Below are 21,396 nucleotides of genomic sequence, written 5' to 3'. Positions count from 1 at the left end.
AATGGAGAAAAGCCGACCGGCGCATCGCTCGCCGCGTTAATTTCGTTTGTGCTTCCCCACGTCCCTCGTCATGCAGACGATCGCCAGCCAAACGTACGAGGAAAACCGGCATATCGCGGCATGCCTGCGCGAGGCCGCGCAACGCCTTGCCGAACAGGGCGCGAATCCGTATCGCGTCGCCGCGTACCGCGCGTCGGCTGAAACGGTCGATGCGCTCGACCACGACATCCGCGCGCGGTTCGAGGCCGGCGGCGTCGACGCGCTCGGCGCGCTGCCCGAAATCGGCACGGGCGTCGCGCAGGCGATCGCCGAGTTGCTGGTGACGGGACACTGGCGCCAGCTCGACCGGCTGTGCGGCGACGCCGAACGCGCATCCGCGTTCGAAGCCGTGCCCGGCATCGGCCACGGGCTCGCGCTGCGCATTCACGACCTGCTGCACATCGATACGCTCGAGGAACTCGAACGGGCGGCCCGCAACGGCCAGCTCGAAACGATCACGGGCGTCGGCCCGCGGCGCGCGGCCGGCATCCGCACCGCGCTCGACGACGTGCTGAGCCGCCGCCGGCGCTGGCAAGGCCACGTGCAGGACGCCGGCCCCGGCACGGAGCCCCCCGTCGAGCTGCTGCTCTACATCGATCGCCTGTACCGCAACAAGGCCGCCGCCGGCGTCCTGCCGACGCTCGTGACCCGGCGCCTGAACGCGGACATCAGCGAGCCGCCGCCCGTGATGCACATGACGAAAGGCGGCTGGCACTTCACGGCGCTGTGCCTGCACGCGGCCGCGCGCGCGCCGGAATCCGGCCGCACGACGGACTGGGTCTCGCTCTATTTCTACGACGCGGTGCAGTGCGAGCATCAGCGCACCGTCGTCACTGAAACGTTCGGATCGCTCGCCGGCAAGCGCATCGTGCGCGGGCGCGAGATGGAGTGCCGCGTGTATTACGCGGGATAACGCATCCGTCGATCACGGAAACAGCGTGTGACGTCGCGCAGGCGCGCCGCTCAGGTGCCGTTCGTCTTCGTTGCGCGGCGCGCCGGATGACGTTGCGCGACGATGCGCAGCAGCTTCTGGAACGACGGGCATTCGAGATGGCTCGGCGCCGGGCACACGGCCGCATGCCGCAGCGCATCGCGCACGGCACCGAGACGGCGGATCGTGCGGTCGAGTTCGTCGGCCTTGTCGTCGAGCTTCGCGCGATCGATCGCGGGCCGGCCGTCCGCGCCGAACATCGCGAGAATGTCGTCGAGCGAAAAACCGGCCTCGCGGCCGAGCGCGATCAACGCCAGGCGCTCCAGCACCGATTCGTCGTATTGCCGACGCAAACCGTGGCGGCCGTTCGCGACGATCAGCCCCTTTTCCTCGTAGTAACGCAGCGTCGATGCAGGCAATCCCGTGCGCCGCGCCACCTCCGCAATATCCAGACGGCTCATGCTTGACCTCAAGTGAACTTGAAGTTGCAAGATAGTCGCTCGACTTCGTAAAGACAAGCCTGGATTGCCATGAAACCGCTGAAACCCAACCCCATTCCGCTGCGCCGCGCAGCCGTCGCCGTTCGTTCCGGAGGCGTGCAATGAATATGCTCGACGTCCTGCTCGACGTGCTGCTGATCGGCGCGGGCGCCACGCTCCTGCTGGATCTGTGGACGGTGTTCCGGCGGCGTGCGTTCGGCGTTCCGTCGCTCGACTACGCGCTGGTCGGCCGCTGGATCGGCCACATGATCCGCGGCCGGTTCCGCCATGTGTCGATCGTGGCCGCGCCGCCCGTGCCGGGCGAGCGTGTGCTCGGCTGGATCGCGCATTACGCGATCGGCATCGCGTTCGCGACACTCCCCGTCGTGATTGCGGGAACGGCATGGATCGGCGCGCCGACACTGCTGCCCGCGCTCGTCGCCGGCCTCGTGAGTATCGTTGCGCCGTTCTTCGTGATGCAGCCCGCGTTCGGCTTCGGCATCGCGGCGTCGCGCACGCCGCATCCGGGCGTCGCGCGCCGGCGCAGCTTCGTCACGCACCTGTCGTATGGCGTGGGGCTCTATCTGGCGGCGCTTGCCCTGTCCGCGCTCGTCCGCTGACGCGTGACGCGTTGACGCGCAACCGGCTGCCGCGCCGCCACATCATCGACGGCCACGCGCGCCGGATGGAAGGCAGCCGGCTCATGCCGATCTGGCGCGAAACGGACCGATGACCGGCGTCAGTCGCCGTCGCTTCGTTGCGCCGTTTTCTCGTAATGGTCGAGCGCGTCGAGCAGTTTGCCCGGCCGGCTCATTTCGGCTCGCAGCTTCGCGGCTTTCTCGAGATCCGCCGGCGCGGTGAGCTTCGCGCCCTGATCGAGATACGGCTGCGCGCGCGTGTTGCCTGCGGCGGCGGCCAGCTCGAAAAGCACGTTCGCGACGATCGGATCATGTTCGACGCCGCTGCCCACGTAGTACAGCATCCCAAGGCGGAAAAGCGATGTATTGACGCCCTCCGCCGCGGCAAGTCGATACCAGCTCGCGGCCTCGGCGTCGTCTCGGCGCACGCCCTGCCCGTTTTCATACATCATGCCGAGATTGTTCTGCGCGCTTGCGTTGCCCTGTTCCGCGGCGAGCCGATACCACTTGAACGCCTCGGTGTCGCTCCGGGTCACGCCCTGCCCGGCGTCGTACAGGTAGCCGAGGCTGTTCTGCGCCTGCGGATCGCCCTGGTCCGCCGCGCGCCGATACCATTTGGCGGCTTCCGCGAAATCCTGCCGCACCCCGGTTCCGGCGTCGTACATCATCGCCAGATACAACTGCCCCCTGGCCAGCCCCTGTTCGGCGGCGAGGCGATAGAGCCGCACCGCTTCCGCACGATCCTGCGGCGCGCCTTCGCCGTCCTCGTACGCGCGGCCGAGATTGCACCACGCGTTCGCATTGCCCTGCGCGGCCGCGCGCCGATACCAGCTCACGGCCTCCGAACGGCTTTGCGCCACGCCGGTTCCGGTTTCGTAAAACGTGCCGAGATTGTTCTGCGCGGACGCATCGCCATGATCGGCGGCCCGCTTGTACCACTTCGCCGCTTCGACGGGATTGCGCTCGACGCCGTCACCGTGCTCGTACATCAGCCCCACGTTGAACTCGCCGCTCACGTCGCCGAGCTTCGCCTTCGCCATCGATTCGTCGAACGTCTCGGGCGCATCGCCCTGCGCAAGCCACACGATGCCGATCACCAGGCTCAGCACCAGTGCGAGCGCAGTGAAAATCGCGATACGGGCCTTCCGGCCGATTCGTCGTGCCTGGGTCATCTCTCAGTGTTCTCTTTGTTTTTGTCATGGGCGGCGCGCCCGAGCGGGCGCCCGCGTCACTCGCCGCCGCAGTCGATCAGGTTGTGGCGCACGCGCCCGAGCAACCGCACCAGCGTGTCGCGCTCGTCGCGCGTGAAGCCGCGCAGGCCGTCGTCGGCGACGGTATCGCCGACTTCGAGCATCTGCGGAAAGATCTCGCGCGACTTGTCGGTCAGCCGGATCACGAACGCGCGGCGGTCGTCGTCGTTCGCGATGCGTTCGATCCAGCCATAACTTTCCATCCGGTCGAGCAGCCGCGTGAGCGAGATCGGCGTGATCTCGAGCCATTCGGCGAGCCGCGCCTGATTCATCTCGCCCTTCCACGTCAGGTACGCGAGCACGCGGCTTTGCGCGCGCGTCAGCCCGATGCGCTTCGCGCGCCGGTCGTACAGGCGTCCGTGCAGGCGGGCCACGTCGGAAATCAGGTAGCCGATCCGGTTCTCGTAGGTCTTGTCCATCCGCGGATTATAGGGTCAAGCCGCGAATGGCCCCGGTCTCGAGACCAGGCGATGAGCGGATATATAATAAGCGTGCTTATAATTTGAGCCATACCGGATCGCCGCCCACGGCGACCGCCCCACGGAGACACCCGCTTGAACCCCGCCGCCGACGCCCCCGCTTCGCCCGCCCTGAACCGGCCGATGCTGACCTTGTCGATCATGCTCGCCACGCTGATCCAGACCCTCGACAGCACGATCGCGAACGTCGCGTTGCCGCACATGCAGGGCACGCTGTCCGCATCGCAGGACGAGATTACGTGGGTGCTGACCTCCTACATCGTCGCCGCGGCGATCGCGACGCCGCTCACCGGCTGGCTGTCCGACCGGCTCAGCATGAAGCGGCTGCTGATCATCTCGATCGGCGGCTTCACGATTGCATCGGCGCTGTGCGGGCTGTCCGAATCGCTCGTGCAGATCGTCGGCGCGCGGCTGCTGCAGGGCGTATTCGGCGCCGCGCTGGTGCCGCTGTCGCAGTCGATCCTGCTCGACATCAACCCGCGCGAGAAACAAGGCCAGGCGATGGCGATCTGGGGGATGGGCGTGATGGTCGGCCCGATCCTCGGCCCGACGCTCGGCGGCTGGCTCACCGACAGCTACAACTGGCGCTGGGTGTTCTTCATCAACGTGCCGATCGGCGCGTTCGCGCTCGCCGGCGTGCTGACCTTCCTGCCCGCGCGTGCGCCGCGCCCGCACGTGAAATTCGACGCGTTCGGCTTCGCGACGCTCGCGCTCGCGATCGGCGCGTTCCAGGCGATGCTCGACCGCGGCGAACAGCTCGACTGGTTCGGTTCCTACGAGATCCGCATCGAGGCGCTGGTCGCAATACTCAGCTTCGCGTTCTTCCTCGCGCATACGGCGACCGTCGGCAAGGCGTCGTTCTTCAAGTCGGAGCTGCTGCGCGACCCGAACTTCGCGACGGGCACGCTGTTCATCTTCGTGGTCGGCGCGGTGCTGTACGCGACGCGCGCGCTGCTGCCGCCGATGCTGCAGAACCTGATGGGCTACCCGGTTGCAACGACCGGGCTCGTCACCGCGCCGAGCGGCGCGGGCACGATGATCGCGATGCTGTTCGTCGGACGGCTGCTGAAATACGTGGATGCGCGAATGCTGCTGCTCGCGGGGCTATCGATATCGGCGCTCGCGCTATGGCAGATGATGCAGTACACGATCGTGCTGTCCGAATCGGACATCGTGTGGCCGGGCGTGGTCCAGGGCTTCGGGCTGGGGCTCGTGTTCGTGCCGCTGAGCGCGCTGTCGTTCTCGACGCTGCCGCCCGAGTTGCGCGCGGACGGCACGGCCACCTACAGCCTGATGCGCAACATCGGCAGCAGTATCGGCATCTCGATCGTGCAGACGCTGATGACGCGCAACACGCAGGTGTCGCACGCCGATCTCGCCGCGCAGATCACGCCGTTCAACCCGGCCGTGCAGGCGATGTCCGGCAGCCACCTCGACATCGCGCTGCTCGACCGCACGATCAACCAGCAGGCAACGATGATCGCGTACCTGAACGACTTCAAGCTGATGTTCGTCGCGACGCTGCTGATGATTCCGCTGTTGCTGCTGATCCGCCCGCCGCAGAAAGCGCCGAGCGTCGATCCCGCGCACGCGGTGATGGATTGACGACGACGGCGGGCGCACGCGCGCCCGCCGCGGGCCGCGTCAGGCCTTCATCGTCCCCGTGCGCACGTAGCGCTCGTGCCACGACAGCGCTTCGGCGAGCAGGTGCGGCGTGTGCTTGCCGAAGCTCTCGCGCGACGCGCGCTCGAAGTAATCCTCGAGCATCGGCCGGTAGTCGGGATGCGCGCAGGTCGCGATGACCTTGCGCGCGCGCTGCCTCGGCGACAGGCCGCGCAAATCGGCCAGGCCCTGCTCGGTGACGACCACCGCGACATCGTGCTCGGTGTGGTCGACGTGGCTCGCCATCGGCACGATCCGCGAGATCGCGCCGCCCTTCGCGGTACTCGCCGACATGAAGCACGACAGGTAGCCGTTGCGCGCGAAGTCGCCCGAGCCGCCGATGCCGTTCTGGATCTTCGTGCCCATCACGTGCGTCGAGTTCACGTTGCCGTAGATGTCGGCCTCGATCATCCCGTTCATCGCGATGCAGCCGAGGCGGCGCACGAGTTCCGGATGGTTGCTGATCTCCTGCGGGCGCAGCACGATCTTCTCGCGGAACGTCGCGATTTCGTCGGCGAAGCGCTGCACGGCGGCCGGGCTCAGCGACAGCGCGGTAGCCGACGCAAAACTCAGCGTGCCGTCGTCGAGCAGGTCGAGCATCGCGTCCTGGATCACTTCGGTATACGCGGTCAGGTTCGAGAAACCGGCCGAGCTGAGTTCCGCGAGCACCGCGTTCGTGATGTTGCCGACGCCCGACTGCAGCGGCAGCAGGTTTTCCGGCAGGCGGCCGCGCTTCACTTCGTGGCGCAGGAAGTCGATCAGTTGCAGCGCGATCTGCTTGGACGTTTCGTCCGGCGCGGAGAACGCATTACTGCGATCCGGCGCATCGGTCTCGACGATCGCGACGATCTTGTCGGCCGGGCAGCGCAGGTACGGCTCGCCGATCCGGTCGTCGCTCTTCGTCAGCGGAATCGGCTGGCGATGCGGCGGCAGCGCGGTGCCGTAATAGACGTCGTGCATCCCGTCGAGGCCGAGCGGCTGGCGCGAGTTGACCTCGAGGATCACGTGCTTCGCACGTTCGAGCCACGTCTTGTTGTTGCCGATCGACGCGGACGGGATCAGCAGCCCGTCCTCGCGGATGCCCGCGACTTCGACGATCGCGACGTCGAGATCGCCGTACAGCCCGAACCACGCGTATTGCGCGACGTGGCTCAGGTGAACGTCCTGGTAATCGACTTCGCCGGCGTTGATCTTGTCGCGCAGCGTCGGGTCGGACTGGTACGGCAGCCGCATCGAGATGCCGTTGGTGCGGGCGAGCGCGCCGTCGAGTTCCGGCGCGGTCGATGCGCCCGTCAGCACGTTGATCCGGAAGTCCTCGCCGCGCGCGTGCGCCGCGTCGATGTGGGCGGCAAGCGCGGTCGGCACGGCCTTCGGATAACCCGAGCCCGTGAAGCCGCTCATGGCGACGGTCATACCGGGACGGATCAGCGCGGCGGCTTCGTCGGCGGTGCGGACGAGCGAACGCAGGGCGGGAGCGAGGATGCGTGATGAAGACATGGCTGGTTTCTGACGCGTGGGGTCTGTCGTTGACGTCGCGGGGGGTGTCTCCTGAGCGACATGAAGCCCTTGGGGCCGCTAGGCGCGGCCGGCACCACAGGCACGGTCGGAGTATCGCAGAGGCAATCGCCGCGAAATGTCCGCCGGATGCAAAAGATCCTTGCCGAATTTGCCGGGTATCGAACGACCGTTCTGTGACAGACGATGCGCGTGCGCCGAATGCACACGAAAGGTGCGCGAAAGCGTCGGTCCGAATGACCGGCCGGCAATCGCCAACCATCCCGCATTAATTCACTGATTTCGGCCGGCATTGACCGCCTGCCGATCAACAATCGCCGATACCCGTCCGGCGCGGCCAATTGTCGCCCGATGCGCCTTTTCCCGACCTGACGTACGTCAAGGTCGCACGTACCGCGCGCCGTCCGCCGGCATCCGCGAAAACCGCCGCCACGCGGGCCTCCGAGGCCCGCCCGTCCTTGACAGCCGCACGATGCGAACCACACTGGAATACGGGTGCGGCCGCTCCGTTTTCGCGTCCTTCCGAGCCCCTGGTTTTCGACCGGCCGACACCGGCAAGACGCCGTAACACTCCCGTATGTCAGGACATTGATCGAATAAAAAGCAACAAATTACAATTCCGTATATATTTCGCCGATGGACCAAAGAAAAACCGCCACACGTTCAGAACCGCCCCTGCCACGCACCTGGGATGCGCGGCTTGCGCGCTCGCTTGTCCGGCCGCTCGTCGACACGCCGGTCACCCCGAATCACCTCACCACCGTTCGTCTGATGATCGGCCTCGCCGGCGCCTGGTGCCTTGCGCACGGCGGCTTCGGCTGGAGCAACGCGGGCGCTTTCCTGATCGTATTGTCGAACTTCGTCGACCACACCGACGGCGAGCTCGCGCGCATCAGCGGCAAGTCCAGCAAGATCGGTCATTTTTACGACCTCGCGGCGGATGCGCTCGTGACGATCGCGCTGTTCGTCAGCATGGGCCTCGGCATCGTCGCCCAAGGCGGGCAAATGGCCGCGTCGCCGGTGCTGCTCGGCGCGGTGGCCGGTGCGGCCGTCGCGCTGATCTTCTTCCTGCGCATGCGGATCGAATCGATCGCCGGCAAGGCGGGCACCAAGCAGGCATTCGCCGGCGGCTTCGAGACGGAAGACGTGCTGTACCTGCTGCCGATCGTGACGCTCGTCAACGGCGTCGAGCCGTTCCTGCTCGCGGCGTCGATCGGCGCCCCGCTGTTCGCCGCCTGGGTCGTGATCGACTGGTGGCGCGTCGTCCGGCGCGGCAACCTCCCGCAGAACCCAACCGAAATCCAGGCTTCCAAATGACTCAGAGCACGCGCGACGACTCCGTGCTGAGCCCGGCACGCCCCGCGCCTGCGCGCGCGGCCGCGTCCGGCCCCGATCGCACCGTGGCCGACAGCGTCGGCCAGCTCGATCTCGACCGCCTGCGCGGCGACTACACGCGCCAGGGGTCGTTCCTGTATCTCGACACCTTCCTGCCGGCCGACGCGCACGCGAAGCTCGCAGCGGCCGCACGCGCGATGCAGCCCGGCCTGAACCGCAATTACCTGCCCGGCCACAAGCAGGGCGGCAGCGTGAGCCGGCACACGATCGACGAGCAGGCGCCTTACATCGCCGAGCTGTACCGGTCGAAGGCGCTGATCAGCTTTCTCGAGAAGGTCACGGGCGACAAGCTGATGCTGTCGCCGGACGACGATCCGCACGCCTACGCGCTGTATTACTACACGAAGCCCGGCGACCACATCGGCTGGCACTACGACACGTCGTACTACGACGGCCGCCGCTACACGCTGCTGATCGGCGTGATCGACGAATCGTCGTGCCGGCTCGACTACGAACTGCACACGCGCAACCCGGACGTGCCCGATCAACCGGGCTCGGTGCAGATCGCCGACGGCGGCATCGTGCTGTTCGACGGCGACAAGCTGCGCCACCGCATCACGCCGCTCGGCCAGAACGAGACGCGCGTGTCGCTCACTTTCGAATACGTGACGAACCCCGGCATGCGGCCGTGGAAGCGCTTCATCTCGAACATGAAGGACGCGATCGCGTATTTCGGTTTCCGCCAGGTGTTCAAGCAACTGGCGACGCGACGCACGACCGGGTCATGACACGCGCCGGCCTGATCCTGCTGTCCCTCGGGACGGCGCTGTTCGTGGCACTGCTGGCGTGGCAGGGCGTCGGCGCGGTCGCGTCCACGTTCCTCGCGGCCGGCTGGGGGCTCGCGCTCGTCGCGGCGTTCCACGTCGTACCGCTCGTGATCGACGCCATCGCGATTTCCGTGATGTTCCGCCCCGGCCAGCCGGGCGCCGAACTCGGCAACGCGCTGCGCGCGCGCTGGGTCGGCGAATCGGTCAACAGCCTGCTGCCCGCCGGGCAGATCGGCGGCCCGGTGCTGATGGTGCGCCACCTCGCGCAGCGCGGCACGCGGATGGCCGATGCGGCGGCGGCCGTCACTGTCAGCACGACGATGCAGGCGCTCGCGCAGATGGCGTTCGCGCTGATCGGCATCGCCGCGTTCAGCCTGTATGCAACACACGAGTCTGTCGCGCACCTGCGCACGCCCGCGCTGATCGCGACCGGCGTGCTCGGCGCCCTCGCCGCACTGTTCTATCTGGCGCAGCGGCGCGGGCTGTTCGGCCGCGGGCTGCGTCTCGCGTCGAAGCTGCTCGGCCCGCGCGACTGGTCGTCGCTCGCGACCCGCGCCGATGCCATCGACGACGCGGTCACCGCGTTGTACCGCGATCGTGCGAAGGTCGCGAAGACGTTCGCACTGAGCCTCGTCGGCTGGATCGTCGGCACCGCGGAAGTGTGGCTCGCGCTGCATTTCCTCGGGCACCCGGTCAGCTGGCTCGACGCGCTGCTGCTCGAAAGCGTCGGCCAGGCGATCCGCGGCGCGGCCTTCGCGATCCCGGGCTCGCTCGGCGCGCAGGAAGGCGGCTACCTGCTGCTCGCGCCGCTGGTCGGCCTGCCGCCCGACGCGGCGCTCGCGCTGTCGCTCGCGAAACGCGCGCGCGAACTGGCACTCGGCCTGCCCGGGCTGCTCTATCTGCATTTCAGTGAAAGAAACTGGCAGCGGCGTCGTGCGCCGCAGCCGCTCGCCGACTGATCGTTCAGATCCGCCGGCTTTTTGGTTGGAGAACCCATGCGAGCCATCATTCTTGCGGCAGGCCTCGGCTTGCGCCTGCAACAACCGCCCGAAGCGCAGTTCCCGAAGTGCCTGCTGCGCTTCGACGACGTATCGCTGCTCGAGCGCCATCTGCGTGTGCTCGATGCCGCGGGCGTCGACGAGATCGTGCTCGGGCTCGGCTTTCAGCACGAGAAGGTCGAGCAGGAACTGAAGCGCCTCGGCCGCCAGGCCGAGATCGTGATCAACGACCGCTACGACCTCGGCAGCGTGCTGACCGTGCATACCGTCGCCGACGCGATGACGCGCGGCGGCGACGTGCTGCTGATGGACGCCGACGTCCTGTACGACGAGAACATCCTGCACGCGCTGGTGGCCGATTCCGACAAGACGGTCGATCGCCTGCTGATCGACCGCGACTTCGAAGCCGGCGACGAGCCCGTCAAGCTGTGCCTGAAGAACGGCGTGCCGGTCGAGCTGCGCAAGCAGCTCGCGGTCGACCTCGACTACGACACGATCGGCGAATCGGTCGGCTTCTTCCGCTTCACCGAAGGCACCGCGCGCCGCCTCGCGACGATCGTCGCGGGCTACGTCGACAGCGGCCGCGCGAACATGCCGCACGAAGAAGCCGTGCGCGACCTGCTGCTCGAAGGCGGCCACTCGTTCGACGTCGCCGACGTCACCGGCTCGCCGTGGATCGAGATCGACTTCCCGAACGACGTCGCACGCGCCACGCAAGACATCCTCCCCCTGATTCAACGTACTACCGCCGGAGCCGCACGATGAACGCACGCGAACCCAACTTCACCGAATCGCGCAGCGCACGCCTGCGCCGCATGCTCGTCAGCAGCGACCTCGAATTCCTGATGGAAGCGCACAACGGCCTGTCCGCGCGGATCGTCCGCGAAGCCGGCTTCAAGGGGATCTGGGCATCGGGCCTCGCGATCTCCGCGCAGTTCGGCGTGCGCGACAACAACGAAGCGAGCTGGACGCAGGTCGTCGACGTGCTCGAATTCATGGCCGACGCCAGCGACCTGCCGATCCTGCTCGACGGCGACACCGGCTACGGCAACTTCAACAACGTGCGCCGCCTCGTGAAGAAGCTCGAGCAGCGCGGCATCGCCGGCGTCTGCATCGAGGACAAGCAGTTCCCGAAGACCAACAGCTTCATCGGCGGCGAGCGCCAGCCGCTCGCGGAAATCGACGAGTTCTGCGGCAAGATCAAGGCCGGCAAGGATTCGCAGACCGATCCCGATTTCTCGATCGTCGCGCGCGTCGAGGCGCTGATCGCGGGCTGGGGGATGGACGAGGCGCTGCGCCGCGCGAACGCGTATGCGGAAGCCGGCGCCGACGCGATCCTGATCCACAGCAAGCTGTCCCGCCCGGACGAGATCCTGCAGTTCGCGCGCGAATGGAGCGGCAAGGCGCCGCTCGTGATCGTGCCGACCAAGTACTACAGCACGCCGACCGACGTGTTCCGCCAGGCCGGCATCAGCACCGTGATCTGGGCGAATCACCTGATCCGCGCGTCGGCCTCCGCGATGCAGGCGACCGCGCGCGAGATCCACGAGAGCGAAACGCTGATCAACGTCGAGGACCGCGTTGCATCGGTCAACGAGATCTTCCGCCTGCAGGACGCCGACGAGTACTCGGCCGCCGAACGTATCTACCTGTCGTCGTCGTCGCGCGCGTCGAACGCCGCGATCGTGCTCGCCGCGAGCCGCGGCAAGGGCCTCGAAGCCGTGACCGAAGACAGGCCGAAGGTCATGCTGCCGGTCGCCGGCAAGCCGCTCTTGCGCTAGCTCGTCGACGGCTTCAAGACGCACGGCGTGAACGACATCACCGTGGTGGGCGGCTATCGCGCCGACGCGATCGACACGTCGGGCATCAAGCTCGTGGTCAACGAACGCCATGCGCAGACGGGCGAGCTCGCGTCGCTCGCATGTGCGGCCGAACGCCTGACCGGCGACACCGTGATCTCGTACGGTGACCTGCTGTTCCGCAGCTACATCGTGCGCGACCTCGCGGAGAGCGAGGCCGAGTTCAGCGTGGTGGTCGATTCGTCGCTCACCGAAACCAACCAGAGCGTGCGCGATTTCGCACTGTGCTCGGCGGCGGACGATCGCGGCCTGTTCGGCCAGAAGACCTACCTGCAACGCGTGTCGAGCGACGTCGCCACCGGCACGCCGCACGGCCGCTGGATCGGCCTGCTGAACGTGCGCGGCGCCGGTGTCGAGCGCCTGAAGGCGATGCTCGCGACGCTGCAGGCGCGCGACGATTTCGACACGCTCGACATCCCGTCGCTCCTCAACGAACTGATCGCCGCCGGCGAGAAGATCGAGGTGCAGTACGTGCACGGCCACTGGCGCGGTGTGAACGATCTCGAAGACTTCCGCCGCGCGGGCGACTTCGCGCACGGCCAGACGCCGCTGTCCGAACCGGGCACCGGCAACGGGGGCGCGCAATGATCGAAGCGGCCCAGTTCGTCGAGGCCGCGCGCGAACGCGGCTTCGACTGGTACGCGGGCGTGCCCTGCTCGTACCTGACGCCGTTCATCAACTATGTGCTGCAGGACCCGACGCTGCACTACCTGTCGGCCGCGAACGAAGGCGACGCGGTCGCGCTGATCGCCGGCGCGACGCTCGGCGGCAAGCGCGGGATCGCGATGATGCAGAACTCGGGGCTCGGCAACGCGGTGAGCCCGCTGACCTCGCTGACCTGGACGTTCCGCCTGCCGCAACTGCTGATCGTCACGTGGCGCGGCCAGCCGGGCGTCGCCGACGAGCCGCAGCACGCGCTGATGGGCCCGATCACGCCCGCGATGCTCGACACGATGGAGATTCCGTGGGAGACGTTCCCGACCGACCCCGAACAGGTCGGCCCGGCGCTCGACCGCGCGATCGCGCACATGGACGCGACGGGCCGCCCGTACGCGCTCGTGATGCAGAAAGGCAGCGTTGCACCGTATGAGCTGAAGGCGAACCCGGCGGCGCAGCCGCGCGCGCATGTCGCCGCGCAATCGTCGTCGCGCGCCGCATCGGCCGAGGCCCGGCCGACGCGCCAGGCCGCGCTCGAGCGCGTGATCGCGCACACGCCGGTCGATTCGACCGTCGTGCTCGCCTCGACCGGCTTCTGCGGCCGCGAGCTCTACGCGATCGACGATCGCCCGAACCAGCTGTACATGGTCGGCTCGATGGGCTGCGTGACGCCGCTCGCGCTCGGCCTCGCGCTCGCGCGCCCCGACCTGCGCGTGGTGGCCGTCGACGGCGACGGCGCCGCGCTGATGCGCATGGGCGCGTTCGCGACGCTCGGCACCTACGGCCCGGCGAACCTCACGCACGTGCTGCTCGACAACGGCGCGCACGAATCGACGGGCGGCCAGGCGACCGTGTCGCAGCATGTGTCGTTCGCGGGCGTCGCGGCCGCATGCGGCTACGCGTCGGCGGTCGAAGGCGACACGCTCGACGTGCTCGATGCCGCGCTGGCCGCGTCGGGTAACGGCGCGCAGTTCGTGCGTCTCGCGATCCGCACGGGCGTGCCCGACGGCCTGCCCCGCCCGATCGTCACGCCGGTCGAGGTCAAGACCCGTCTGATGCGGCACATCGGCGCCGCGCAGACCGAAGCCCACGTTGAAGGAGCCCTTTGATGCTGCTGCTGAACCCCGGCCCGGTCACGCTCACCGAACGCGTGCGCCGCAGCCTGCTGCAACCCGACCTGTGCCATCGCGAAAGCGAATTCTTCGATCTGCAGGATGAGGCGCGCGCGCGCCTCGTCGCCGCATACGAACTCGATCCGGCCGAATGGACCGCCGTGCTGATGACCGGTTCGGGCACGGCCGCCGTCGAGAGCATGATCGCGGCGCTCGTGCCGCAGGACGGCAAGCTGCTCGTGATCGAGAACGGCGTGTACGGCGAGCGGATCACGCAGATCGCGACGCAGTACGGCATCGCGCACGATGTGCTGAAACACGAATGGATGCAGGCGCCCGACCTCGCGCAGATCGGCGCGCGTCTCGATGCGGGCGGCTACTCGCACGTCGCGGTGATCCATCACGAAACGACGACGGGCCGCCTGAACGATCTCGGCGCGATCGCGGAAGTCTGCCGCGCACGCGGCGTGAAGCTGCTCGTCGACGGCGTCAGCAGCTTCGGCGCGGAAGCGATCGACTTCGCCGGCGGCGACATCGACGCCGTTGCCGCGACCGCGAACAAGTGCCTGCACGGCGTGCCGGGTGCAGCGTTCGTGATCGTGCGCCGCAGCGCGCTCGCGAAGGCCGCGAGCCGCACGTACTACCTCGACCTCGGGCGTCTCGCGAAGCTGCAGGACCAGCGCAATACGCCGTTCACGCCGTCCGTGCACGCGTACTACGCGCTCGTCGAGGCGCTGCGCGAGTTTGACGAAGCCGGCGGCTGGCGCGCGCGTCATGCGCATTACAAGGCGCTCGCCGACCAGGCACAGGCCGGCCTTGCCGCGCGCGGGATGCCGCTCGTGCTGCCGGAAGGTGCGTCGTCGGTCGTGCTGCGCGCGTACCGGCTGCCGCAAGGCGTCACGTACGAGACGCTGCATGACGGGCTGAAAGCGCGCGGCTTTGTGATCTACGCGGGGCAAGGCGGGCTGTCGAAGGAGTTGTTCCGGATCTCGACGATGGGTGCGATTCAGGCGGCTGATGTTGAGCGGTTGCTGGAGGGGTTTACGGCTTTGACGCGGTAAACGTTGCTCGTACCTTCGTCTATGAAAGGCCCTTCTCGCGAGGGCCTTTTTTTATTCTTTGTGGATTTCTTGGAAACTCTGGGCGAGGTGTCGGCATTTGGTCGTGCGGGGACACTCGATGACACCGTCCGGATCGTCGACAATCACTTCATGCGCCACAGGAAAATCCTCGTTAGCGCTTCGCCTCCCCGCTATTGCAGAGCGTTACATTGATCGATAAAACCCGCGATCACGCTCGTAAGCTCCTGTGGCCGTTCGAGGGACGGCAAATGTGCGGTTCCTGATATCTGGTGGAACGTCCCACGGGATACGTTAGCCGAAACGTAACGACTTCGCTCCTGAATTCCGGGAAGATCCAGATCCCCACACATCACCAGCGTCGGTACTAATAGTTCGCCCAACCGTCCGTACGCGACCGGTGAATCAGTGTTCGTGCCCGTCGGCGGCAAACCGAGAGCCGCAACGTTCATCTCGTCAAACAGCTTGCGAGCTTCACCCGTCACACGCCCCTCGGGTTGAAACGGACCATCAAGCCAGAGCGTCGCTCGAATCGCGACGGCCTCCTCAATATCTTTCCTCGCTTCTGCCGCCGCCAAACGGGTGACCCAGTCTTCAACCCGCGCTGCATGAGTCATTTTCGGCGCACCTGGCACACTCGGTGCGACAAGAACGAGACCGCGAACATACGACGGATACCGAAGAGCGGCGTCGAGGGCTATGCCTCCACCTTGAGAGCAGGCAACGAGTATTGCAGGAGATCCACCTGCCACCGATTGGAGAACGGCGATCAAATCTTCAACGGCAGAGTGGTCCTCTGCCTCGGCAACTGTTTCGCCAAATCCACGTCGATCATAGGCGATAGTTTGGTTGCTAGCGCCAATTTCGCGAATCTGCTGGCGCCACATCCGGCGGTCCGCGACCCGCGCGTGCAAAAATACAATCGGTTCTCCACTTCCGAAGACTTCCGTTGCCAGCTTGGCACGACCTGAAGCGACTAGAAGGCTTTTCATCGCGAGCCACCGCATGTTTGAGAATGTGCATGGTACACGCAGCGCTGACTTGGAGTCTTCGCCGCTGAATGGTCGCTTTGCAGGAGATCGGGAGCCTGAAATGGGTCGGGTTAAGCCAGTCGCGGTTTGTCCGAGCGGCCACCGACCGGGTGCGGCCAAGAGTGGACATCTCCAGAACCGCTCACTATCGTTATGGGCGGTTATGGTGCATATCATTGCCACTCGGAAAACAACCAAGGGAACGGGTACTAATGAGCATTCGAGGGAAAGACCGTCAGATTGATAACATCGAATTCAATGTCAGCGACATTCGACAAAGCAAGGCCTTCTATGGCAGCGTTTTCGGCTGGACCTTCACCGATTACGGTCCGACCTATACCGAGTTTCGCGACGGCCGGATCACGGGTGGATTTACAACCGGCGAGCCCATCAGGCCGGGCGGCCCACTAGTCATCCTCTACGCTGATGATCTGGCTGAAGTCCAACGAAGGATCGAGGCGACGGGTGCCACCATCAGCCGTCAGACTTTCTCGTTCCCGGGCGGCCGACGCTTCCACTTTACCGATCCCGACGGTTATGAGCTGGCTGTATGGTCAGCAGACGAATCGAGCAAGTAACCAAGACGAGTATCCGTAGACGATGAGATCCGTCGCCTCAAAGACACCCAAAACCAAGGAGCTTTGAGGCTCACGGTGTCCGCTCCGGTTGGCGGCTTCGGCCGATCGCGTTGGACGACAGTCGGCCACAACCGGTCGTTGGGCACGGGCCGCTCGATCGTTCACCATCCTCGCCAAGGTCGCTTCGTGCTTAGGCCGCACTGAAGCCCAAATCAGGACGCCACCAGCCTACCGTCGTCACCGCGCCATATCACGCCTGGCAGGCTATAGAAGTAGTCAACGAGCAAGAGGTCATGCTCGTGCCCTGCATCTTCTGGCCATCTAGCTCGGAGATAGGAAATTATCTCGTGAGGAGAAGCCTGCCAATACGCGTCACAGTCGTGGATCGTAAATCGGGGATTGGGATGTTCGGGCGAGACGTAGCAATCCGCTCCCGGGGCAATGAACTTGATTCTTCCCGTCTGAAGCAGATACTCGACAATTCGAAAGAACGCATCCCGGTGACTATCGAACGCGATACCGGGTGAGTTTCCGCTGATCGCGCTGAAAAGCCCGGAAATCCAAAGGCCAAATGAATTTTTTACAATCTCGTCGATTTTATTGGGATCATCCATGACGGAACGGGAACGAAAGACGGTCGATCGAGAACGACACCATCGATTCAGTGTACTGCTGGATGACCGGCTCCGGACAAAACTGACAGACTGCTTCGAATCGTAAGCAACATCCCCTGCATCAATGAAGAACCTTTGGACTATGAGAATCCTTCGTTTCGCCCCGCTGCTGGCGCTCGTCGCCGCCTCCGCCGTTCAGGCTGCCGACAACCAGCCTTGCGGCGACGCTACCGTCACGGCCGTCGCCCGCTGGGCCGGCATCGCAAGCGCGCGCATCGCCACGCGCGATGCGGACCGGCTCGTCGTCGCGTCGGCGTGCAAGGTCATGCCGAATGCGCCGGACACGACGATCGCGGCCATCGCGTTCGATTCGCTTTCCAAAGGCAAGAACCCGGACGACAGCGACAAGCTGCAGGTCGTCGCGCTCGTCGAGGGCGGCAAGGTCGTGGCGGCCGAAAAATCGGTAATCGAAGAAGACTCCGCAACTGAGATCGGCGAGAACAGCTATCGCATCGATACGGCGCCCTACCGGCTGTCGCCTGACGTGCGCGCATTCGGCGTCGTGTTCACGAGCAGCGCGCGCGGGGCGAGCTGCCCCGATGCAGACGCCAGCGAAGAGCTGACGCTGTGGGTGCGCGAAGGCAACCGCATCCGTCCGGTGTTCGGCACCAATCTCTACGGATGGGTCAGCATCGAAGGCGAAGCCTGCGGCCCCGGTGTCGGCGACGCGAGCAGCGAAGATGCCCGTATGACGATCGCTGTCGAGAAAACATCGAGCCACGGCTTCTCAGACCTGTCGATCACCGCACACATCACCAAGTCGCAGCGCAAGGACCGCGAATACTCGGTTACGGGCAAGCGCACCGCACGCACGACCGTCCACTACGACGGCAAGACCTACGGGATCGATATGTTCCGGAACTTCTGGTATTAGCCTGCCGCGATGAAGCGCTTCAAGTAAAACGACAGCGGGCTACCCCGCCCGCCTACTCCACCACCTTCGCTCCGATCGCCTCGCCCGACGCCGGCATCCGCCGCGCATCCTCTCGCCCCCGCCGCATCTCACGCGCCGTATACCGATCCTTCAGCAGCAGGAACGGCTTCTCGACAAGGAAATAGCTGGCAGTCGCCGCCAGCAGCGCCCACACGATCCCAAGCGGAAACGCGTGTGCGACCGGCAAATCCGGGTTCGCGAACGGCTGCTGCCACAGATACAGGCTGAACGAGATCGTGCCGATGAACACGACCGGCTGCGCACGCAACCATCGCGCACACCAGAATTCGCCGCGGAAATTCAGCACGACGATCACGATCGCGATCAGCGCGGCTTCGAGCGTCACGCCGTACGTCGCATTCCAGAAACCGCCGAGCCGATGTTCGGCGAGCGGCATCCCGAGCAGCACGATGAAGACGATCGCCGTCACGATCCGCGTCTCGCCGCGCCACGAGCGAATCCACGCTTCGAGCCGTTCGCGGTTGAGCGACGCATAACAACCGATCAGGATCGGATCGACGCCCGTGTGAAGCATCATCCCGAGCTGCCCGCGCAACGCCGGCGCGACGAAATACGTCACGGCGCGCACCAGCGGCACGATCAGGATCAGCGCGGCCAGCCAGCGCGTGCCGCCGCGGCGCGCGCCGTACATGAACAGCAGCGGCCAGAACCAGTAGAACTGCTCCTCGAGCGCGAGCGACCAGAAATGGCCGAGATACCACGCGCCGTCCGGATGCAGCAGGTTGTCGGCGGTCAGCCCGAACCACGCCGAGTAATTCCACAGATGCAGCGCGGCATACAGCCACTGCCGGCGGTCGACGTCGAACCAGCCCGCGAAGGCGACGATCGCGACGGCCGCGAGATAGACGTAGCAGGCCGGCCAGATCCGCAGCGCGCGGCGCACGTAGAACGACGTCAGCGCGATGCCGCCCGTGCGGGCGCGCTCGGCGCGCAGCACGTTGGTGATCAGGAAGCCGCTGAGGACGAAGAAGATCAGCACGCCGAGCCGGCCGTCGGCGATCAGCCGCAACGGCGCGAACCAGCCCGTGTAGCCGCCGGGCAGCACATGCTCGGCATGTCCGACGACGACCATCGTCACGGCGACGGCGCGCAACCCGGTCAACTGCGTGACACGATGGTTCATCGGCTGGTTTCCGTTGGCACGGTGGATGGGCAGCACACCGGCGGCGCCGGTCCGGCACGCCGATATGCCGCCGGGATTTTGTATGAAAAATATCGGAATGAAATTGCTTCAAAATTCCCGTGGGGAACGCCGGCGGCCGCAAACCCCACAGCGAGCCGACGCCGGCGCCAACGAATGGGCATAATGACAAGCCTTGTCCGGCGGCGGCCGGTCCGATGCCCACGCAACGAATTTTTGCGGCGCTGCAATATCCGCAGTAACGCACTCCGCCCGCACACCGGCCCGCGCCTCGTCCGCCCCCGTCGACCATCACCCGGAGCCTGTCTGTGTACCCACCGATCGAACCCTACGCCCACGGCCACCTCGACACCGGAGACGGCCATCGCATCTACTGGGAGCGCTGCGGCAACCCGGCCGGCAAGCCCGCCGTGTTCCTGCACGGCGGCCCCGGCGCGGGCTGCAGCCCCGACCATCGCCGCCTGTTCGACCCCGAGCGCTACGACGTCCTGTTGTTCGACCAGCGCGGCTGCGGGCGCTCGACGCCGCATGCGAGCCTCGAAAACAACACGACGTGGGACCTGGTCGCCGATATCGAACGCCTGCGCGAAATGGTCGGCGCCGAGCAATGGCTCGTATTCGGCGGTTCGTGGGGCAGCGCGCTGTCGATCGCGTACGCGGAGACGCACCCCGAGCGCGTGAGCGCGCTGATCGTGCGCGGCATCTTCACGATGCGTCGCGCGGAATTGCTGTGGTACTACCAGGAAGGCGCATCGTGGCTGTTCCCCGATCTGTGGGAAGACTTCGTCGCACCGATTCCGGAAGCCGAGCGCGGGGACCTGATGGCCGCCTACCATCGCCGGCTGACGGGCGACGACGAAGCCGCGAAGCTCGAAGCCGCGCGCGCGTGGAGCATCTGGGAAGGCCGCACGATCACGCTGCTGCCCGATCCCGCGCTCGCCGCGCACTTCGCGGATGGCCACTACGCGCTCGCGTTCGCGCGGATCGAAAACCACTACTTCGTGAACAGGGGCTTCGTCGAGGAAGGCCAGTTGCTGCGCGACGCGCATCGCCTCGCCGGCATTCCGGGCGTGATCGTGCAAGGCCGCTACGACATCGCGACGCCCGCGCGCACCGCATGGGAGCTGTCGAAGGCCTGGCCGGACGCGACGTTCGAGATCGTGCCGGGCGCGGGGCACGCGTACAACGAGCCGGGGATCCTGGAAGCGTTGATCGCGGCAACCGACCGGTTCGCGAACTAGCCGCGCGGCATCAGGAAGTCGTTTCCCGGCGCGCCGCCGCCTCGTCGGGTGCGTCGGGAGTCGCCCCTTGCTCCCACGCACCGGGCTTCGGCGGCTTCGTCGCGCGAATCAACACCAGCGCAACGCAGAACGTCACGACCACGTAGACCATGATCGGCTGCCAGGGAATGACAAGCGCCGTGCGCTGATATTCCAGTGGCATATGGCGAACCAGCGGCGTCGCGATCGACACGTAGCCCGCCAGCATGCCCAGCATCGCGATCGCCGCCGTCATCAGCGACATGCCGCAACTCCACATGCGCAGCCCACGCGGCGCGACGGCGGTACCCAAGACCAGCGCGACGACGGCCGCCTTCAGCAGATTCATCGGCCGGGTATTCGGAAAAATGTAGGCAAAGGCGCCCGTGTGCGCAGCCGCGTACGATATCGCCCAGTAATACAGCGCGGACGCGGCGGCCAGCAGACAAAAGGACACGCAGTGCCGCATCGTCAGGCCTGACATGATCTGCGGCGGCCTCAGGTAGTCGCTGCTGAGCCGGTTGTACATCAGCGCGAAACCGATAATGCCGAACGGCAGCCCGACGAGTACCGGGACCCACGTCGACAGCATGAGCCACACGACACTCGATACGCCCCAGTTCGCCAGAGCGAGCGTGCGTCCCCAGCGACGACGCAATGCCAGTGCGACATGACTGACCAGCCCGGCAATCGCCGTTGCGAACAATGCGGCCTGCAGTGCCCGGAACTGCCACGACCACGACGAAAACGCATTCAGCGACCGTTCGTGCAGGACGAGCAGCACGAACGGGACAAACTGCAGCAAGGACGTGGTGTTTTGCAGAATGCCGTGATACGCGATCACGCGAATCGTCGTATAGCGGCGGGGAGCGGGAATGGCAGCGCCTGTCGTGGACAT

Annotated in this window: 20 protein-coding genes and 1 pseudogene; 13 read left to right on the top strand and 8 right to left on the bottom strand. The window is 66.1% G+C overall.

What is annotated here, in order from left to right; all coding sequences use genetic code 11:
- Positions 1-70: 70 nt before the first annotated feature.
- The gene (locus BBJ41_RS19270) at positions 71-952 is read left to right on the top strand and encodes a helix-hairpin-helix domain-containing protein (protein WP_069747953.1); all 882 of its coding nucleotides are present in this window, start codon (positions 71-73) and stop codon (positions 950-952) included.
- A 50-nt stretch (positions 953-1,002) separates the two neighbouring features.
- Here BBJ41_RS19270 and BBJ41_RS19265 read toward each other — a convergent pair whose 3' ends face one another.
- Complete coding sequence (locus tag BBJ41_RS19265; RefSeq protein WP_069747952.1) at positions 1,003-1,431, bottom strand: helix-turn-helix domain-containing protein; 429 nt, start codon at positions 1,429-1,431, stop codon at positions 1,003-1,005.
- Between the two features lie 140 nt (positions 1,432-1,571).
- On the opposite strand from BBJ41_RS19265, the gene BBJ41_RS19260 reads away from it, so the two are divergent.
- Positions 1,572-2,069 (top strand): DUF2938 domain-containing protein, encoded by a 498-nt coding sequence (locus BBJ41_RS19260; protein WP_069747951.1) that lies wholly within the window; start codon positions 1,572-1,574, stop codon positions 2,067-2,069.
- 119 nt (positions 2,070-2,188) lie between these two features.
- On the opposite strand, the gene BBJ41_RS19255 is transcribed toward BBJ41_RS19260, so the two are convergent.
- Together BBJ41_RS19255 and BBJ41_RS19250 are read right to left on the bottom strand one after the other, a co-directional pair.
- Positions 2,189-3,259, bottom strand: a complete 1,071-nt coding sequence (locus tag BBJ41_RS19255) for a tetratricopeptide repeat protein (protein ID WP_069747950.1) — start codon at positions 3,257-3,259, stop codon at positions 2,189-2,191.
- Positions 3,260-3,315: 56 nt separating this feature from the next.
- Entirely contained in the window at positions 3,316-3,756 is a 441-nt protein-coding gene (locus BBJ41_RS19250; RefSeq protein WP_069747949.1) for a MarR family winged helix-turn-helix transcriptional regulator, read from the bottom strand.
- Between the two features lie 135 nt (positions 3,757-3,891).
- Between BBJ41_RS19250 and BBJ41_RS19245 the strand changes: the two genes are divergently transcribed.
- A complete protein-coding gene (locus BBJ41_RS19245; RefSeq protein WP_069747948.1) occupies positions 3,892-5,421 on the top strand; it encodes a DHA2 family efflux MFS transporter permease subunit in 1,530 nt (509 codons plus the stop codon).
- 39 nt (positions 5,422-5,460) lie between these two features.
- Here BBJ41_RS19245 and BBJ41_RS19240 read toward each other — a convergent pair whose 3' ends face one another.
- Positions 5,461-6,975 (bottom strand): acetyl-CoA hydrolase/transferase family protein, encoded by a 1,515-nt coding sequence (locus BBJ41_RS19240; protein ID WP_069747947.1) that lies wholly within the window; start codon positions 6,973-6,975, stop codon positions 5,461-5,463.
- A 654-nt stretch (positions 6,976-7,629) separates the two neighbouring features.
- Here BBJ41_RS19240 and BBJ41_RS19235 point away from each other — a divergent pair.
- The 7 genes and pseudogenes from BBJ41_RS19235 to BBJ41_RS19205 all read left to right on the top strand — a co-directional run bounded on the left by BBJ41_RS19235 (position 7,630) and on the right by BBJ41_RS19205 (position 14,842).
- The gene (locus tag BBJ41_RS19235; protein ID WP_069747946.1) at positions 7,630-8,310 is read left to right on the top strand and encodes a CDP-alcohol phosphatidyltransferase family protein; all 681 of its coding nucleotides are present in this window, start codon (positions 7,630-7,632) and stop codon (positions 8,308-8,310) included.
- On the top strand, positions 8,307-9,116 hold the full coding sequence (locus BBJ41_RS19230) for a HalD/BesD family halogenase (RefSeq protein ID WP_069747945.1): 810 nt from the start codon (positions 8,307-8,309) through the stop codon (positions 9,114-9,116). The genes BBJ41_RS19235 and BBJ41_RS19230 overlap by 4 nt, the downstream gene beginning before the upstream one ends.
- Positions 9,113-10,114 (top strand): HpnL family protein, encoded by a 1,002-nt coding sequence (locus BBJ41_RS19225; protein WP_069747944.1) that lies wholly within the window; start codon positions 9,113-9,115, stop codon positions 10,112-10,114. The genes BBJ41_RS19230 and BBJ41_RS19225 overlap by 4 nt, the downstream gene beginning before the upstream one ends.
- A 36-nt stretch (positions 10,115-10,150) precedes the next feature.
- Complete coding sequence (locus tag BBJ41_RS19220; protein ID WP_069747943.1) at positions 10,151-10,918, top strand: phosphocholine cytidylyltransferase family protein; 768 nt, start codon at positions 10,151-10,153, stop codon at positions 10,916-10,918.
- A pseudogene (aepX, locus tag BBJ41_RS19215) lies at positions 10,915-12,600 on the top strand (phosphoenolpyruvate mutase). The gene BBJ41_RS19220 and the pseudogene aepX overlap by 4 nt, the downstream one beginning before the upstream one ends.
- Positions 12,597-13,778, top strand: coding sequence for a phosphonopyruvate decarboxylase (aepY, locus tag BBJ41_RS19210; protein ID WP_069747942.1), 1,182 nt, complete (start codon positions 12,597-12,599; stop codon positions 13,776-13,778). Before aepX ends, aepY begins: the two are co-directional and overlap by 4 nt.
- Positions 13,778-14,842, top strand: coding sequence for a 2-aminoethylphosphonate aminotransferase (locus tag BBJ41_RS19205; RefSeq protein ID WP_069747941.1), 1,065 nt, complete (start codon positions 13,778-13,780; stop codon positions 14,840-14,842). Before aepY ends, BBJ41_RS19205 begins: the two co-directional genes overlap by 1 nt.
- A 191-nt stretch (positions 14,843-15,033) precedes the next feature.
- On the opposite strand, the gene BBJ41_RS39335 is transcribed toward BBJ41_RS19205, so the two are convergent.
- A complete protein-coding gene (locus BBJ41_RS39335; protein WP_236872105.1) occupies positions 15,034-15,852 on the bottom strand; it encodes an alpha/beta fold hydrolase in 819 nt (272 codons plus the stop codon).
- A gap of 251 nt (positions 15,853-16,103) precedes the next feature.
- Here BBJ41_RS39335 and BBJ41_RS19200 point away from each other — a divergent pair, with 251 nt between their 5' ends.
- Positions 16,104-16,469 carry a VOC family protein gene (locus BBJ41_RS19200; RefSeq protein ID WP_069747940.1) on the top strand — a complete coding sequence of 122 codons (366 nt, stop codon included), beginning with the start codon at positions 16,104-16,106 and terminating at the stop codon, positions 16,467-16,469.
- Between the two features lie 212 nt (positions 16,470-16,681).
- Here BBJ41_RS19200 and BBJ41_RS19195 read toward each other — a convergent pair whose 3' ends face one another.
- Entirely contained in the window at positions 16,682-17,083 is a 402-nt protein-coding gene (locus BBJ41_RS19195; protein ID WP_069747939.1) for a hypothetical protein, read from the bottom strand.
- 142 nt (positions 17,084-17,225) lie between these two features.
- On the opposite strand from BBJ41_RS19195, the gene BBJ41_RS19190 reads away from it, so the two are divergent.
- Positions 17,226-18,017, top strand: a complete 792-nt coding sequence (locus BBJ41_RS19190; RefSeq protein WP_069747938.1) for a PA3715 family protein — start codon at positions 17,226-17,228, stop codon at positions 18,015-18,017.
- Positions 18,018-18,069: 52 nt separating this feature from the next.
- On the opposite strand, the gene BBJ41_RS19185 is transcribed toward BBJ41_RS19190, so the two are convergent.
- Positions 18,070-19,221, bottom strand: a complete 1,152-nt coding sequence (locus BBJ41_RS19185) for an acyltransferase family protein (protein ID WP_069747937.1) — start codon at positions 19,219-19,221, stop codon at positions 18,070-18,072.
- A 326-nt stretch (positions 19,222-19,547) separates the two neighbouring features.
- On the opposite strand from BBJ41_RS19185, the gene pip reads away from it, so the two are divergent.
- Positions 19,548-20,480 carry a prolyl aminopeptidase gene (pip, locus tag BBJ41_RS19180; RefSeq protein ID WP_069747936.1) on the top strand — a complete coding sequence of 311 codons (933 nt, stop codon included), beginning with the start codon at positions 19,548-19,550 and terminating at the stop codon, positions 20,478-20,480.
- 10 nt (positions 20,481-20,490) lie between these two features.
- Here the strand turns inward: pip and BBJ41_RS19175 are convergent, their stop codons facing one another.
- Entirely contained in the window at positions 20,491-21,342 is an 852-nt protein-coding gene (locus BBJ41_RS19175) for a hypothetical protein (protein WP_069747935.1), read from the bottom strand.
- Between the last annotated feature and the right edge of the window lie 54 nt (positions 21,343-21,396).

It is taken from the genome of Burkholderia stabilis (genome assembly GCF_001742165.1).
GTDB lineage: Bacteria > Pseudomonadota > Gammaproteobacteria > Burkholderiales > Burkholderiaceae > Burkholderia > Burkholderia stabilis.
Note: the sequence above shows the minus strand (reverse complement) of the source record. Positions and strands in the feature narration are given on the sequence as shown.